Raw genomic sequence first — 16,051 nt, 5'->3', positions numbered from 1 at the left:
CGTTTTCGCCAGCTGATCTCGCACTATCAGCTGGCCCTGCGTGCCTTGCGGCGGGATCTTGCCAATGCAGAGAATTTTCTAGAGTTGCAGATTTTCCTTGCGCCGGCACGAGCCGAACTACGTATCAAAGCGGAACCCGGATCAGGATCCAGCGCGCTTTTGTGGCTCATGAGTTTCAGCCGTACCGGGCAACTTCGCGCGAAAGCCGACAGGGTGATGCAATACAAAAATGGCCGTTACCCGTCAGCCAGTTGCCAGAACCCATATTTGCGCCCGTGCTTTTGCTTGAGAGCCTGAACAAACGTCTCGTGTGTGGGGAAACCGCCGTAATCATCGATGGACGCATCGCAGGACTGGCATTCGGCTAGGTGACGCGCCGCGTATCGGTATCGCTTGGACTTCCCCCCATCCAGCGTGTCCTGAACCATGGCGCGACGCATCAATGTTGCAGCCAACGGATATTGGGGTTCAAGGGCGGCGGCCCCTGTCGTCAATATATGGTAGGAATTTCCATCCAGATCGTTCGCCCGCGCCAGCACTACCTTCGCCGCACGCTCATGAGCTGGCCACTCAATGAGGAAGCTGATGGCGGTGTCAGTGTGCGAGAAAGCTTCGACAAGATCCAAAGCCTTTTGCTCTGCTTCGATATCGTCGAAGTCGGGAAGCAGCTTCAAGTATTTCCGGAGGCTGCGTTTGCTCAGGTTCTCCCGGAAGGCGTTCCACAGGTGGTCCTTCAGCTCGTCCGCCTTACCCAGCTTCTCGAGGCACTCCTCGTAGACCTCGTCGAGGTTGTCGTCGTACATCATGAATGACGTCGCGCCTTCGGCCGCCTTTGCGCGCTCGCTGACACCAAGGGCGTCTTCGATGCGGCCCGCATCCAGCAATCTGCGGGCGACGCCGGGCGCAATGGTTGCGTAGGTCAGCTGCTCTTCCGAGTAACGGGCCATGTAGGCGTCGACATCACCTTGGGCGTCCGCAATATCGGCCAGGATAATCGACCTGGTGCCCTGTTTCTGCCGATAAGCAATCTCTTCGGGCGAGCTTGAAAAGCCGTAGCCTGCGTATCGGTCCAGATCCTGGGTGGTGGGCGGCTGTGCTGCCCACGCCTCGGTGATCTGCTTCAAGTGGTCAAGGCCATCGGTTCCCAAGGCTTCTGCCGTCGCTGGAATGATCCCATCGAACTCGCCATAGGCTGCCTCTGCAACGGCTTCGAGTATCCGCTCTGCCAATGTTTCAGGGTCAGGCGACAACCGAGGTGCGATCGCGGCAATCAGATCAACAGCCTCAGCCATCACGCCCCCGACTGCGCCGTTGCTGTCGTCTGTGCGTTCGTAAATCGAAGGAGCGAGTTGCAGAAACGACCAGAGCAGTTCAAAGGCCTCGCTGGCGTCCACTGCAGCTATGTTGCTTTCGATTGCGCCCAGAAGGCCATCGAGATCCTTGACCAGCGCTCGTTGCTGGCGCCAGTCGATATAGCTGGTCGAGCGCCGGAGCGAGGCGAAGCGTTTCCGGATATCGGCGGCGACGTCTTTTGGCCCCTGTGCAGCGCTGAGTTCCATCCGTGCGCGTCGCTGAAGTGTCGCGCTACCCTGCACCAGATCCATCACCAGTCCGGCTAGCGTCTCCGAACCCAGCTTCTGTAGATTTTCTTTGTTCAGGGTCTTCTTGGACATGGGTTGGCGATACCAGTGCTCTCGTGGGTCATAAACACTCTACAGCGCCGGTGCCTCAAGGCAATCTTGCCCTAGGAGGCGGGTGGCGGTTCACCGGTTGCGCAGAGGGCGATGGAGCGGCACAGTGCACCGTAGATCCATGACCAGCCTTGCGCTGAGGGATCTCTTGGAAACGCCGTGTCGCCGTGGCACGCTGAACTGCAGATCTTCAACGAGAGGCGTTACTATCCTGCGGTCTGGGCAGGAAAACGGGATAGTTGCGGTGGTAAAGATGGAGTTTCATCATGGATGACGAACGCACACAAAAGGTCCGGGATCGGGCGCACGCTCTTTGGGAGCAAGCCGGTCGTCCACAGGGGCAGGATGCCGAACACTGGTCGCAGGCCGAACGCGAGATTGCGGCGGAGGAAGGCGCACGAGCGTCCGCACCGGCCGCAAAGGTTGGAAGCCGAGGGCGCAAGGCGGCGACATCCGGGAGCGAGGTCGCGGAAGCACCGAAAGCGAAGCGCGGCCGGCCGCCCAAGGCGGCAGCCGAGGCACGCACCGAGCCCTCGGCAGATGCCCCGAAAGCGACCAGGGGCCGCAAACCGAAAGCCATGGCTGAGGAGGGCGATGTCCCCAAGGCAAAGCGGGGCCGTAAACCAAAGGTGGTCGCCGAAGGAACTGACGCGGCCGAGTAGGGGAGCCGTGGGATGCGCCGCGCATGACGTCGCAGGCCGACAGCGGAACAGAAGTGTTGGCGGGCCTGGTCGAGCGGGTCACGTTCCACAACGCCGAGACTGGCTTTTGCGTCCTGCGGGTCAAGGCGCGAGGGCATCGGGATCTTGTCACCGTCGTGGGACATGCCGCGATGATCTCCGCAGGGGAGTGGATCACGGCGTCCGGCATCTGGCTCAACGACCGCACCCATGGTCTGCAGTTTAAGGCGCACTTTCTAAAGACCCATGCACCCTCCACCCGTGAGGGGATCGAAAAGTACCTGGGCTCCGGCATGATCCGCGGGATCGGGCCTGTCTATGCCCGGCGGCTGGTCAAGCAGTTCGGCACCGACGTCTTTGATATCGTTGAGGCGACACCGGAACGTCTGCGCGAGGTCGAAGGCATTGGTCCTCTGCGGGCGGCGAAGATTACCACGGGTTGGGCGGACCAGAAGGTCATTCGCGAGATCATGGTCTTCTTGCATCAGCACGCTGTGGGGACAGCGCGCGCGGTGCGGATCTTCAAAACCTACGGCACCGACGCCGTGCAGGTGATGAGCGAGAACCCGTATCGCCTAGCCAGGGACATCCGCGGCATCGGCTTTCGCACGGCAGACACAATCGCAGAAAAGCTCGGGATCGAGAAAACTGCCCAGATACGTCTGCGCGCGGGGGTGTCGTTTGCGCTGGCAGAGGCAATGGGCAACGGCCACTGCGGCCTGCCACGCGCGGAGCTGATTACGCTTGCGGAAAAGCTCCTCGACGTGCCCGCGACGCTGATCGAGAGCGCCCTGCACGAGGAGCTTGCCGAGGGCACGGTCATCGCAGATCGGGTCGGGGATGCGGAGTGCATCTTCCTGGCCGGGCTCTACCAGGCAGAGCGCGCAATCGCCGAGCACCTCCAGCGGATCCGGAGGGCGCCTCTGCCCTGGTCGGCAATCGACGCCGACAAGGCCCTGCCGTGGATCGAACAGAAGACGGGTCTGACCCTTGCGGCCAGTCAGGCAGAGGCCATTCGCCTGGCGCTGAGGTCCAAGATCCTGGTGATCACCGGGGGACCCGGCGTGGGCAAGACCACGATCGTGAATTCGATCCTCCGCGTCCTGCACGCCAAGGCCGTGAAGCTTTTGCTGTGCGCGCCGACCGGACGCGCCGCCAAACGCATGTCCGAGGCCACGGGCATGGAGGCCAGGACCATTCACCGGCTACTGGAGTTCGACCCCAAGGCCTTTGGCTTCAAGCGCAGTGACGAGAACCCGCTCGATTGCGATCTGCTGGTTGTCGATGAGAGCTCGATGGTCGACGTGCTCCTGATGCAATCGTTGATGAAGGCCGTACCGGGCACGGCAGCGCTTTTGATCGTCGGCGACATCGACCAGCTTCCCTCTGTCGGGCCCGGGCAGGTCCTTGCAGACATCATCGGCTCCGGTGCCGTGCCGGTGGTTCGGCTGACGGAAGTCTTCCGGCAAGCCGCACAAAGCAAGATCATCACCACGGCGCACGCCATCAACGCTGGCCGGATGCCGGATCTCACACCACCGGACGCAGAGGCTGACTTCTACTTCGTGCCGGCGGCGGACCCGGAGCAGGCCGTACAGCGCATTGTGGAGCTTGTCAGCAAACGCATCCCTCGCCGGTTCGGCCTCGATCCGATCAGGGACATCCAGGTGCTCTGCCCAATGAACCGGGGCGGTGTCGGCGCCCGGTCGCTCAACATCGAACTGCAGGCCGTCCTGAACCCGGCAGGCGACAAAAAGGTCGAGCGGTTCGGATGGACCTTCGCCCCCGGCGACAAGGTCATGCAGATCGAGAATGACTATGACCGAGAGGTCTATAACGGCGACATCGGATCGATCGAGGACGTCGATCTGAATGAAGGCGAGGTGGCCGTCAACTTCGACGGCCGCACCGTCGTGTTCGCCTTTGGGGAATTGGACACGCTGGTGCCGGCTTACGCCGCGACCATCCACAAGAGCCAGGGCTCGGAGTATCCAGCGGTGGTCATCCCGGTGATGACCCAGCATTACGCCATGCTGCAGCGCAACCTCATCTACACCGGCGTCACCCGCGGCAGGAAGCTGGTTGTCCTGGTGGGGCAGAAGAGGGCCGTGGCCATCGCCGTCAAAAACACCTCGGGGCGCCGCCGCTGGTCAAAGCTCGACGAGTGGCTGGCCGCCGCAAAGCCGGGCTGAGCGGAGGGGCGGTGGGGTCCCCTCTGTCGCGCCCAGTGCCCACCCGCTACCTGGGAATGCAGAGGCGGGTGGTCACCCTGATGCCGGATCAATCTATCCAGAGCGAGATGCGCGGCGTCCGAGTTTAGTCTGCCGTCCGCTCCGGAATCATACTGCCGGCTTGCAATCCGCTGCATGTTGCGTCTCGACAAGTGTTCATCAACGGGTTTTCTTGAGAGTAGCAGCTTTGCTGCACAAATTAATCAAGGAAGACAAAATGGCAACCGGAACTGTGAAATGGTTCAACGAAACAAAAGGGTTTGGCTTTATCCAGCCCGATAACGGCAACAAGGACATTTTCGTCCATATTTCAGCTGTCGAGCGCGCTGGCCTTCGTTCTCTGGCAGATGGACAGAAGGTCAGCTTTGATATCGAAGCTGGCCGAGACAATCGCGAGAGCGCGGTGAACCTGTCTCTTGCATGACCAGACGTGCCCTTGAGGCAAGCAGGCGGGGCGGATGCAGTGCAACGTCCCGTTCGCAAGGCCGCTTTGGTCTTTTAACCGCAAGGTGTCGCCGATCTCCTTCAGCCTTCTCAGGATGAGGGTGATTGGACATCAAATAACCGAGGCCAGAGGGGGGGGAACGCGGTGAGGTCGATCGCTACAGTGCCATCCTCTCAACAGATTGTTTTCCTCAGCCATACGACAGTGCCGTCGCAGCTAACGGTTGAGTATAGGGTGCTTTGGGTGCCGTTGCCCGGCCCCCTTTCACGAATTGGAACCTCCGCAGGCAAGCATGAGGCTTCATGTGCGCAGCGTCTGCTTCATGATCCGGCATAAGAACAAGAGGTAGATTGGGATTCAGTCCGCTTGGCAGACTCGCGTAAATCGATGGCTTTTCCTATCTGGGCCAGCGCCTTCGCAAGGTCTGAATCCTCAATATGGAACGTAGCAAATCCGGCCAGATCGAGGGTGGCAACATGCTCGGCTTCCATGGCGGCGCGATCAGCGCGGGCACCTTGGTCGTCATCCGGTGGCGTTGGGCGTCCAGCCCATCGCCCTAGAAGCGCCAGGGCACGCCTTGGGACGGACAGCCGATAGGCATTGCTGACCTGCCGCACCTGCGGCCCCTTGCCGTCGTTTGGTGTTGGCTCGAACCGGCGCAACCAGTCCAGAAACCCGTGATCGCGCAGCGCCTTCAATGCCCGCACAACCGCATCCCGCGACCGGCGCAGCTTATCGGTGATATAGTCCAGGGACGGGTCCAGTCGCCCAGACTTGAAGTTCACCAGATTGGCAAACAGGGCGAGAACCTCCAGGGCAATGCCGCCGAGGGGCCCGTTGCGCTTGCCAGGTGCGCGGTTCTCCCGCTCATACTTCTGGGCAGCCATCAGCACCTTCTGAACATCCTGGCGTGACGTCCCGCGCCAGAACGACGCTTCGCACGATCCTGCCCGGCGCGAATTGCGGTGTAGGGGCGGACGTTGCCTTGCGCAGCCCTCTGTTCGCGTTTCTTCGATAACGCTGTCTATGCGTTGGAAAAATCTGCCGCGCGTAGCGGTCATCCCGGTAGTCATCTGTTGCTCCTCGATCAAGAAGCGCGGTGTCCGCAGGCCAGCCGTATCCGTCCGCACAGATGCGTTTTTGCTCTTGATTTTTGGGAGTTGGAGGGTAACTATAGCACATGGAACGGTGCTAATTCAGGTCGCCAAACCTGTGTTACCAAAACCAAGCCCCCTCGTGCGGACCCCCGCGCGGGGGGTTTTACTTTTGGGGTCGTGGTTTATCTAGTGATGTTCATTCCTCGTCCTTATGCAGGCATTTTGACGATCGCCTCACGAATGTGGCGGTCCTTTGTGTTGCGGTCGGCGGCGACCTACCTGCATCAGTAGCTGACCCATTCGGTGGAATACTCACCGGTATGGTCCTGCATCCGGAGCAGAATGGCCCGGAAGCTCATATGGTCCGATGTGAAGGTGCTCCCTGTATGCTCCGCAACCGCTGCGCTCACCCAAGCTGGAACATTGCTCTGAGCCTGCCGGACGAATTCGCCGTCACTGTTGTAGAAATTCCGGATCGCAGTCGCGGACACATTGCGGCCACCACTGCTGTTCTCGATCCGCTTGGAAAGCTCCCAGACCTCAACAGCGTCACGATACTGCCTGATCTCTGGGGTGATCCCATCAGAGCCCAGACTGGGACCGGGCATCGACCCGCCCCCACCCATTGGGCAATTCCAGAGCTGTAACGGCGGCTCGATCGGCCAAGGGGTCACGCGCCGGATGACCTCGATCTGGGCCGCTGTGCACTCGGCCGAATGCGGAAACCCACCGGCCATGCACAGGAGGATCGCACAGTCGATAGGGTAGGGCTGAGCGGCACCACTTGATGGCGCCACGAACCCCGCTGCCACCACAGTCATCACACCCAACATGCCTGGGCTCAGGTTTCGACACATAGCCACTCTCCCAGAACGGACGAATTTATACGATGACTGTCATCAGTATAAGATCGTATAGAGCCCAGGGAAGCGGTTTGGCAACGCCTAGGAAGTCATTCTTTGACGGATCATCCTGTCAGCAGCCGCAAGGTGCGGAGGCCGCTGCGCAGGATGTAGGGTGGAAGGGCAAACGAATAGTGTCCACAGTTCAGCTCCAGGATGTCAGCCCGGGCTCCTGCCTCCGCCAGTTTTGCTATCAGCGGCTGTGACAGATGCGGCAACACCACCGTGTCGCGTTGCGCCAGCACGATCTGAAGCTCCAGATCGGGGCGCGCCAGCTGTCCTATGTAGTTTTCCAGATTCAACGGACTCCATGCTCGGTTGAGCTGGGTCAGATCAATCTGTCCTGCCAGGCTGGCGCGAATGTGCTCTGTGGCGCGCCCGGTCCAGACCATATCGGCGAGACTTCCGGCCGTAAGACACAGCACAGCCTTTTGGACTGCCGGGTCATTGGCTGCGACGAGGCCGGCCACCCAGGATCCCAGGCTCAGGCCCATGACCGAAATCTGCTCATAGCCTCGGCGCTCCAGGACGCGTATGAGCTTCCGTCCATCCACGACCGCCTGGCGGACTGACTGAATGGTAAGACCCAGGTTCGGACTGAGCAGGGCGTCCGCATATCGGGACCCCGGGCGACTGCGCTCAAAGTGATAGGGCATCGCGATCTCAACAACCGTGATACCCCGTCTCGAGAAAAATCTGGCGATCTGACGATATCGAGCGCTTGCATTCCAATGATGGAAAATGATCAGCGCGTGTTTTTGTGACTTACTCTCGGTTACCTTTGCCCTGACAAGGTTGTTTTCCGCGGTGTCCGTTGAAATATCGGATGGAAACTCGATCCAACCATTCTGCCACTCGAAGATCAGACCAGACCCTGTAGGTTGATAAAAGAATGAAGCGTCTGCCACGGCTTGGTCTGCAAGATCGCAGAAGCCCTCAATGCCAATTTCTTCCTTTTGGAAAAAAGGGAAAGCGAGTTCCGGATCCAGACGGAACGCGGTTCTTTCTTTCACCGCGTTTCCCCGCTGCGCGCGCCGATCGTCCCAACGATCCAGCCAGCTATGATACAATGACGCGTGCTCCATTGCTCTTGGGCCCTGATCCTAGCCTCGGATCAAGCAGCCCGTAAATTGCAAGAAGAACCGAAGCTCCCAACAGTATTGAAAAGCCCTGAAATGCACCTATCGCGAGATAAGATACGACCAACAGCGCGATGATTGCCGCCATTTTCATGGAGCTTGCACCACCGTCAACATTAATTTTGATCTGGGTAAGGGCAGAGACGAAGACGAAGCAGGTTACCAAAATGATCAGAAGGCTTGTATATTGTGTTGGGGCAGTAAAATCGTGCAAACTAATTCCATGGCCCTGCCCAATCACCACCGACGTGAAATCCTGAGTTAGCCACTCCAGAATATTTCCACTGTTCGTTAAGAGGTAAATGGCTTGGAGCTTCATGCAAATCGCAATCAGGACACCCGACAGAGTGCATCTGAAAATACCGCGCATGATGCTCTCGCCGATAGATATGCCGATATCCGGAAATATCCTGTCGCGTGACGTATCCACCAATCTCCTGATATTCTTATAATCATACACCATCGTGTAAATCAGAATAAGGCCGACAAAAAAGAGGTAAAAGCACAGGCACATATACAGGTAGGTGAGTGCCGTAAATATTGCCTCTGCGGAGATGGACACGACTTCAGGCCTCAAGATACCGATGGATCCCCAATCAACTGCATAATCACCACCCCCTTCCAGCAAGGGGATAAAACGAACGCTGATCCACTGAAAAATACCCGCAAATCCTATACAAACAAGAAAGACCGCCCAGTAGGTGAGGGGGGAAGCCTCGACTTTCGTTCTCCACCCATCGTCGCCCCCTGCGCCGCCATTGGATGCAACGAGTTGCGCCCGGCCCTCATTCTTCCAGTAGGCCAAAATCTCTCTCGAGAAGCCGAGGAAAAGAGGCATGAAGATCATGAACAGGAGGGTCCAGTTGGGGGCCCAAAGAAATCCGACCTGCCTGAGAGTACCGTTGCCTTCGGCGTAGCTGATGCTGTGGACGCCCAAGAAGACAGACATGAATCCAAGCGCAATTGCCCCCGCGAAGACCGATGCCGGCAGATCCAGAAATGATCCCCCGCCAAAGATTTCCTCAGACTTCCGAGCAAGGCTGAAGCCTTTGATCGGCCGGATGTCAGACGACCGATCATCTGGTGCCTCCAGGACAATCGTGTCGTCACCGGCGGCTGCCGGTTCCTCGCTGCTGTCCACGCCTTGATCACAGCTGGCCGATGGCTGTCGCCGCTGCCGCCTCTGGGCGATCAATCGCGTTTGGGAGCTGCTCAGTTCAACTTGCCATGCGCTTGTGGCCTCGGGGTTGTCGCATCCGAAGATGCGCGCCAGCCACCGGATATTGTCCGGGCTGATGCCTTTGTCATTGTCCTGAAACCAGAGCTGGACAGTGCGCAGCTCGATCCCGGCCTGGTTCGCGTCGATCTGTGAGATTGCCTCCGTCAGAAGGTCTGGGGTCCACGGACCTTGTGGAAACCCGTGCTCGTCGACGGGTCGCCCGGCACCGGCAGCTGCGAGATGGTTGAAGAGCGTCTTGAAATCCTTGCCATCACCATCGGGAGGAACATAAATTTTTCATTATTTGACAGTGTATTACGAGATTTCATTTCGTTGTATTTCGCTCAATTTCGCATCATGCCGTGATCAGGGCAGAAGCCATAGTTCATTAACCAGCAATGAACAAATGGCTTGTCCGAGACGCGCGTTGCGTCACCGGACCGCAAAACCCGTGGGAGCTGAAAGATGGGTCTACAAGGCAGCAAGATGATGTCCGCCGAGAGCGACATGGTGGGAGTGCTCGGTGACCGAGAACAGGCATACCCGATCAAGCGCGTCCTCGATCAGGAGTCGCGGAAAGTTGTGGGATGGCTCTACAGGTGGAACACCGGTCAGGTCGCAGTGATGTGGAAGGGCGAGAGATGCGAAAGCGTCATTTACGAGTGACGGATGTTGTGATCTCCAAGGTGTAAGTCCGGACGCATAAGAAGGAGGCTGGTTGTTCGGGCCAGCCTGCTTCTCTGCCGTTTCAGATACCTCACATTCGTCCTTCTGAGCTTTTCGCGCCCCCGGGGGATCAGCGGCCGTCTTCTGCAAAGTTCTCAGGTTCGGCTCTACACCACTGAAATTGTATCATAAATCATGTCTTAGAATGCCTGCCCCCGTCCTTGCCGTCGGGGCATCGTTCGGAACGACCCGGCGAAGCGGCACATGGGAAATCCCAGGATCGCGGCAAGGACGTCGGCGGCAGGAGGCAGGCGTGCCTACATGCCGCCATTCTCGTTGTCCGCGCAGCCCACGTCGCTCGAAAGAGCTTTGATTTCAGAGTGCTTCACCCTACTGATGGCCGCGCGATCTAAAATCAGTAGTCAGTGACTCTATAGGGTTGCTGCCAATATTATAATATCGTAGGACACAGGCACTCGAGAAGGGTGCCGGGTCCTACCAATGGGAGGGCCACCGGCGTGGAAATAGAGTTAGAAAAAGAAACGCCGAATGTGGTTACCGAACCCCGGTTCAGAAAGCTCATCGCCAGCGGCTACCTCGCTGAGGTGGTGTGCCAGGTTGCGGCATATCGCAAAGCGTCCGTTTGGTATGGCGAATGGACCGTCCGCGTCGTCAATCCAGACAGGACGATCGAAAAACTTCTTGTCACCACGCCGCGGCGGGTCGATGACATGGACGAAATCAAGATCAGGGTCTTCAAAACCATTAACGGCCTGTCGTCATTCATGCACGAAGCTGGTTTCACGCATCTGGATATTCCCTTCCTCTCCGGGGGCCGAACGATCCAGGCACTTTCCAAAAACCCTTCGGACAAGAGCGGGAGCTGAAGCCCCAACACGGCGTTTTCTCGATGGCCTCTCCCCGGCGGCATTTGCCTGCCTTTTCGCGGGGCTGACAGTTAATGCAACTGCGTGCCTCGGGCAGGGCATGGTTCTTGTGCCGGGGTCCGATGGGACCTTTCAATACCGGGAACAGAGTAACGGTTTCGCCCGCCATTTCGGATCAGACGGGCAACCAATAATCCCAGAGGCGGAACGCTCGGCCTCTCCTTCTCAAGATACCATGTCGTTTCTTTCAGAACCGGACAGCGGTTTTGTTGCACCGCGCGCTGTTTTCGGAAGCGAAGACGTCCTCAATGCCATTGATCAGACGGCGATGCGCTACGGCGGTCACGTCGCCCTGCGCAAAGTGGACATGTCGGTCATGGAATGGCGGCATTTCTATCGCGCCAATATCGAGATCGAGAGTGCCTACAACCCTCGGGCGCGCAGCCATGTCGGGGCCATCGGCCTCGGCCAGCTGATGCCAGGCACGGCCGCCACGCTTGGTGTGGACCCCCATGACATGCATCAGAACCTCGACGGTTCTGCCCGATACCTGCTCCTTCTCCTCGACCGCTTCGGATCGAAGGAGCTGGCGCTGGCTGGCTATAACGCTGGCCCGGATGCTGTTTCGCGACACGGGGGCATTCCGCCCTACCGCGAGACCCAAGGTCACGTCCGCAAGGTCATGGCCGTCTTTACCCGATTGAACGGAGATACCTTATGACCAGATCCCTGCCAGTTCCGGCAATGAGCCTTTTGCTGTTTTCCTTGCTGGCGGTCGGGCTCCTCGTGCTGATGACCTCGCCTGCACTGGCCCAGGGCACGGTGGACCTCAGCCCGATCACCAACATTCTGACCGGCATCGCCACCACCCTGACCGGCCCGCTTGGTCGGGCCATGGCCACGCTGGCGGTGATCGGCATCGGGGCTGCCTGGCTGATGGGCTATGTCGATTTCCGCACAGTCGTCTATGTCGTCGCCGGTATCGCCATCGTCGCCGGTGCCAGCGTCATCGTGAACGCGATGTGGGGTCAGTAATCCTCATGGTCAAACGGTCCCCGCTCTTCCTCGGTCTCATTCGTCCGGCCCGCGTCATGGGCCTGCCGATGTTCTATTTCGTGATCTGGTCGATGGGGTCCGTCCTGGCTTTCGTGTGGGTCCAAAGTTTCTGGACCCTCACATTCACGGCGCTGACCTATCCGGCCTTCTGGCTTGCCGCGGAATGGGACCCGCATTTCTTCGATGTGGTCACAGTGGTGAGCAAGAAGACCCGCCGAACCACAAACCGCGAGCAATGGGGGGCTGACAGCTATGAACCGTGATCTTCGGATCGGGCCTGCCGCCCTCGATGCCCTGCCCGCATGGGCCAGCCGGGAACAGTCGGTGGCCTCGATGCTGCCCTATGTCTCGCTGATCGATGACCTGACCATCCGCACCAGGGGCAACGAGTTGTTCCAGTGCATTCGCGTCGCCGGGCTGAACAGTTTGACGGTCGCCGACGAGATGCTGGACCGGATGAAGGAGATCTTTGCCAGCATCATCGCCCAGACCGGCGACAAGTTTGCCTATACCGTCCACAAGGTCTCGCGCCGTATCGAGACAGACCTGCCGCCCGTCATGGGTGACGGGCTTGCCGCCCGGATCGATCGGCGCTGGCAGGCACATATGCGCCGGGCCAACCTGCGCGAGCACACAATCACCATCACCGTCATCAAGCGGCCTGACGTGCTGTCGAAGATCCCCTACACGCCGCGCAAATCGCAGGAACTGCTCGCCCGGCAGATCGACGGCCAAGTGGGCCAGCTGCAGGAAGTCGTGGAATTTCTCTGTTCGGCCCTGTCGCACATGGACCCGCAGGTGCTGACCGCATCGAGCGGCCAACTGCTCGGGTTTCTGGAAAGCATCAACACCGGCATCGAGGTGCCGACTTTCCACACGGCGCTGGACCGGTCCATTGCGGAGACTGTGTCCAACACCCGCGTCACCTTCAAGGGCGACAAGATCTATCTGACCGGGGGCAGCCTGCCGGATCGGGTGGGGATGATCTACTCGATCAAGGAATTTCCCCGCGACTCCTTCGTGACCATGTTCGATGAACTGGACCTGCCCGTCGATATGGTGGTGTCGAACTACTATGTCCCGGTCAACAACGGCATCATGGAAGAGCGGATCTCGCGGGAACTGCGCCGCCGCGCCGCAATCAACGACAAGGCCGCCAATCTGATCGATGCCCTGGGCGAGGCGCAGAACCGGCTGGCTTCGGGAGAAATCTCGTTCGGGCAACATCAGATGGCCGTCGCCGTCTACGCCGACAGCGAGGAAGAGCTGGCCCGGATCAGCTCGATGATCCGCAACATCGCGGTGACCGCGGGCGTCAAGCTGGTGTCGCAGGGCTACACGGCGCGCACCGTCTATTTCGGCCAGCATCCGTGCAACCGGGCCTTTCGCATCCGGGAAGGTGCGATCACCAACGAACAGTTTACCGACTTCGCCGCCCTGCATTGTGCGGCGATGGGCAAGAGCGGCGACAATGTGCCATGGGCCACGCCGATCACCTGGTTTCCGACCATCTCGCGCAGCGCCTATCGGTTCAATTTCCACGAGGCGGGCGATCCGACCAAGGAGCCGAGCAACGGCCATACGTTGGTCCTGGGTCGGATGGGATCGGGCAAATCGGTGCAGGCGGCGTTTCTGGCCGCGCAGGCACAGCGCGTGGGCGCGCGGGTGTTTGTCTTCGACTATCGCCGGGGCCTGGAAATGGCCGTGCGCGCCCTCGGGGGTCGGTATTCGGAACTGAAGGCGGGTGAACGCACCGGCCTCAACCCGCTCTGGGTGGAGACGGACACGTCCGGGCAGGAATGGCTGAGCGACTGGCTCATCCACCTGATGGAAACCGGCCATAGTCAACTTCAGCCCGAACAATCCCGCGCGGTGCGCAACGCCGTGCGCCAGAACGCCGAGGCGCGAAACCCGAACCTGCGGACATGGACACAGTTTGCGCAGCTGGTCGGCTCCACCCATGACGGCGGGGCATTGGCAGACCGGCTGAACGAATGGACAGAGGGGCATCGCTTCGGATGGATCTTCGGGCGCGAGGTCGAGGACAACTTCTCGCTGGACGGGCAGTTTGTGGGTTTTGACCTGACCGACATTCTGGACAGCGAAAATCCGAGGGCCCGCATGGCGGTGCTGTCCTACATCTTCCGGCGCATCGAACGGCAGATCGAGGACAAGCGCCCGACGATCATCATCATCGATGAAGCCTGGAAGGCGCTGGATAACACCTACTTCGCGGGCCGGATCGAGAACTGGCTGGTGACAGCGCGGAAGCAGAACACGGTCGTGGTGATGATGACGCAGTTTGCGCATCAGCTGAACGCCTCCGCCCACGGGCGGACCCTGTTGCAGGCGCTGCCCACCAAGATGCTGCTGCCGAACAAGGAAGCCAATCCTGAAGATTATGCCGGTCTCGGTCTGAACCAGAAGGAGCTGGAAATCCTCATGGGCGTGAACCCCGGATCGCGCATCGCCCTGCTGCGCTCCGATGACGGATCGCACGTCATCGACACCGACCTGTCGGCTCTCGGCCCGCTCCTGACCATCCTCGGCGGCATGAAGGCCGGTGAGGCGCTGGTGGGCGCGGACTACCGGACCCGCCCCGATTTCTGGAAAGGTTTTGATGATGCGTAAACATACCCTCTGCGCCGTTTTGGCGACCCTGGCCTTGTCGGCTTGCGCGGGCACCCCATCGCAGCCGGTCAGCAGCAAATGCTTCAATGCGCGCGGCGATCTGACCTGCGACCTGCGCCCCCTGCCGGAACTCTGGGGCGAAGCGCGCCGGGATGCCGTGCGGCAGGTGGGCGTCTATGAAGGCGCGGTCGAGGACGGTCCCTATGCGCAACGGTGATACTAATGCCACGTTGGGGACAGGCCCGCGCGAGACGTCAAGGAACGAGCAAGGGCCGGCGGGCATCCTGCGGTTGGCTCTGCGCGTGCCTCTTCTTGTCCTGATGCTGTCCAGCACTGCGATGGCGCAGGGTGTGCCGGTGGTCGATCCGGCCAAGAATGCCCGTGAGGCGGAAATCACCCTGCGGCTGGAGGCGGACCTGGTTCTGCAACGGCAGAAGGCCGAGGAAGGGCGCAGGCGCCTTGAAGCCGACCGTGAGCAGGTCGCGGCACTTGAGGCCGTCACGGGCGGGATGACCCTGCCCGATGACGGCGCCGGGGCGGAGGACATGATGAGTGGCCTTGAGGACGGCGCGGCCCCGGTAGCCGATGTGTATGCGACCGAGAACAGCGCCGCTGCCGACCGCCTGTTCAGTGGCGCGCGCGAAAACGTGGAACAGATCATCATTCGCGCGGCGGCAGACACCCACCACATGCAGCGCGCGGGACTGTCGCCGATCCAGTGGCGATGCTGGTTGCAGGCGCTGGTCTGGCAGGAAAGCCGGTTCAACCCGCATGCCCAATCGCCGGTCGGGGCCTACGGCCTGACCCAGATCATGCCTGATACGGCGGGTGATCTGGGCATCAGAAACACCTATCGGAATGACCCTTACATTCAGGCAGAGGGTGGTGCGCGCTATCTGGCGCAGCGTCTGAACGAATTTGACGGCGAGATGATCCTGGCGCTGGCGGCCTACAATGCCGGGGCGGGCAATGTGCGCCGACATGGCGGCGTGCCGCCTTTCCCGGAAACCCGGAAATACGTTCAGATCATCCCGACCAAGTATCGAGAATACATGGCCGCCCTCGGTGCTGCCGACCAGATCGGCTCCATCGAAGCCAGCTATATGGCCAATGCCGACCGGGCGATGATCGGTGGGGCCACGGCCGAATATGCGGATGAGGCCGGGCAGGACATGGGGCTGGCGATGGACCGCCTGAACGAGGCCATGTCGCGTCTTGGAGACACAACGAATGCAGCTGAGGCCATGGCGCTGAACAGCTATATGCGGGCCGAGTTCGTGCGCCTGCTGATCATCAGGACGCGACTGGTCGCGGTCCGTTCCAAGCCGATGACCGCGACTGAAGTCGGGGCAGCCTCAGCCTTTGCGCAGGAACGCGCCTTCATGAACTTTCAAGGGGGATTGTAAG

16 protein-coding genes are annotated in these 16,051 nt (G+C 60.0%); 11 read left to right on the top strand and 5 right to left on the bottom strand.

The window, feature by feature from the left end; translation table 11 throughout:
* Positions 1-236: 236 nt before the first annotated feature.
* Positions 237-1,673: a DUF6880 family protein gene (locus FA743_RS14380; protein WP_136886795.1), complete on the bottom strand. Its 1,437-nt coding sequence runs from the start codon at positions 1,671-1,673 to the stop codon at positions 237-239.
* Positions 1,674-1,957: 284 nt separating this feature from the next.
* On the opposite strand from FA743_RS14380, the gene FA743_RS14375 reads away from it, so the two are divergent.
* From FA743_RS14375 to FA743_RS14365, 3 genes are all read left to right on the top strand, one after another.
* The gene (locus tag FA743_RS14375; protein WP_136886794.1) at positions 1,958-2,353 is read left to right on the top strand and encodes a DUF2934 domain-containing protein; all 396 of its coding nucleotides are present in this window, start codon (positions 1,958-1,960) and stop codon (positions 2,351-2,353) included.
* A 23-nt stretch (positions 2,354-2,376) separates the two neighbouring features.
* Positions 2,377-4,563 carry an SF1B family DNA helicase RecD2 gene (gene recD2, locus FA743_RS14370; RefSeq protein WP_136886793.1) on the top strand — a complete coding sequence of 729 codons (2,187 nt, stop codon included), beginning with the start codon at positions 2,377-2,379 and terminating at the stop codon, positions 4,561-4,563.
* 256 nt (positions 4,564-4,819) lie between these two features.
* Positions 4,820-5,026: a cold-shock protein gene (locus FA743_RS14365; RefSeq protein WP_135816091.1), complete on the top strand. Its 207-nt coding sequence runs from the start codon at positions 4,820-4,822 to the stop codon at positions 5,024-5,026.
* Between the two features lie 341 nt (positions 5,027-5,367).
* On the opposite strand, the gene FA743_RS14360 is transcribed toward FA743_RS14365, so the two are convergent.
* The 4 genes from FA743_RS14360 to FA743_RS14345 all read right to left on the bottom strand — a co-directional run bounded on the left by FA743_RS14360 (position 5,368) and on the right by FA743_RS14345 (position 9,698).
* A complete protein-coding gene (locus tag FA743_RS14360) occupies positions 5,368-5,934 on the bottom strand; it encodes a helix-turn-helix domain-containing protein (protein WP_211242283.1) in 567 nt (188 codons plus the stop codon).
* A gap of 494 nt (positions 5,935-6,428) precedes the next feature.
* Positions 6,429-6,977 (bottom strand): hypothetical protein, encoded by a 549-nt coding sequence (locus FA743_RS14355; protein ID WP_136886792.1) that lies wholly within the window; start codon positions 6,975-6,977, stop codon positions 6,429-6,431.
* A gap of 134 nt (positions 6,978-7,111) precedes the next feature.
* Positions 7,112-8,116 carry an alpha/beta hydrolase family protein gene (locus FA743_RS14350; RefSeq protein WP_136886862.1) on the bottom strand — a complete coding sequence of 335 codons (1,005 nt, stop codon included), beginning with the start codon at positions 8,114-8,116 and terminating at the stop codon, positions 7,112-7,114.
* Positions 8,106-9,698, bottom strand: a complete 1,593-nt coding sequence (locus FA743_RS14345) for an RcgA family putative transporter (RefSeq protein WP_136886791.1) — start codon at positions 9,696-9,698, stop codon at positions 8,106-8,108. Before FA743_RS14345 ends, FA743_RS14350 begins: the two co-directional genes overlap by 11 nt.
* Positions 9,699-9,890: 192 nt before the next feature.
* Here FA743_RS14345 and FA743_RS14340 point away from each other — a divergent pair, with 192 nt between their 5' ends.
* The 8 genes from FA743_RS14340 (at position 9,891) to FA743_RS14310 (ending at position 16,050) form a co-directional block, all read left to right on the top strand.
* Complete coding sequence (locus FA743_RS14340; protein WP_136886790.1) at positions 9,891-10,070, top strand: hypothetical protein; 180 nt, start codon at positions 9,891-9,893, stop codon at positions 10,068-10,070.
* 518 nt (positions 10,071-10,588) lie between these two features.
* Positions 10,589-10,957 carry a hypothetical protein gene (locus FA743_RS14335; RefSeq protein ID WP_246054974.1) on the top strand — a complete coding sequence of 123 codons (369 nt, stop codon included), beginning with the start codon at positions 10,589-10,591 and terminating at the stop codon, positions 10,955-10,957.
* Positions 10,958-11,057: 100 nt separating this feature from the next.
* Positions 11,058-11,678 carry a lytic transglycosylase domain-containing protein gene (locus tag FA743_RS14330; protein ID WP_136886789.1) on the top strand — a complete coding sequence of 207 codons (621 nt, stop codon included), beginning with the start codon at positions 11,058-11,060 and terminating at the stop codon, positions 11,676-11,678.
* A complete protein-coding gene (locus tag FA743_RS14325) occupies positions 11,675-11,992 on the top strand; it encodes a TrbC/VirB2 family protein (protein WP_240768794.1) in 318 nt (105 codons plus the stop codon). Before FA743_RS14330 ends, FA743_RS14325 begins: the two co-directional genes overlap by 4 nt.
* A 5-nt stretch (positions 11,993-11,997) precedes the next feature.
* On the top strand, positions 11,998-12,276 hold the full coding sequence (locus FA743_RS14320; protein ID WP_136886788.1) for a VirB3 family type IV secretion system protein: 279 nt from the start codon (positions 11,998-12,000) through the stop codon (positions 12,274-12,276).
* Complete coding sequence (locus FA743_RS14315; RefSeq protein WP_136886787.1) at positions 12,266-14,644, top strand: VirB4 family type IV secretion system protein; 2,379 nt, start codon at positions 12,266-12,268, stop codon at positions 14,642-14,644. Before FA743_RS14320 ends, FA743_RS14315 begins: the two co-directional genes overlap by 11 nt.
* A complete protein-coding gene (locus FA743_RS20360) occupies positions 14,637-14,861 on the top strand; it encodes a hypothetical protein (RefSeq protein ID WP_169308895.1) in 225 nt (74 codons plus the stop codon). Before FA743_RS14315 ends, FA743_RS20360 begins: the two co-directional genes overlap by 8 nt.
* 85 nt (positions 14,862-14,946) lie before the next feature.
* A complete protein-coding gene (locus FA743_RS14310) occupies positions 14,947-16,050 on the top strand; it encodes a lytic transglycosylase domain-containing protein (RefSeq protein WP_169308894.1) in 1,104 nt (367 codons plus the stop codon).
* Position 16,051 lies beyond the last annotated feature (1 nt).

It is taken from the genome of Paracoccus gahaiensis, assembly GCF_005048225.1.
Taxonomy (GTDB): Bacteria; Pseudomonadota; Alphaproteobacteria; order Rhodobacterales; family Rhodobacteraceae; genus Paracoccus; species Paracoccus gahaiensis.
This window is presented reverse-complemented; position numbering and strand designations above follow the sequence as displayed.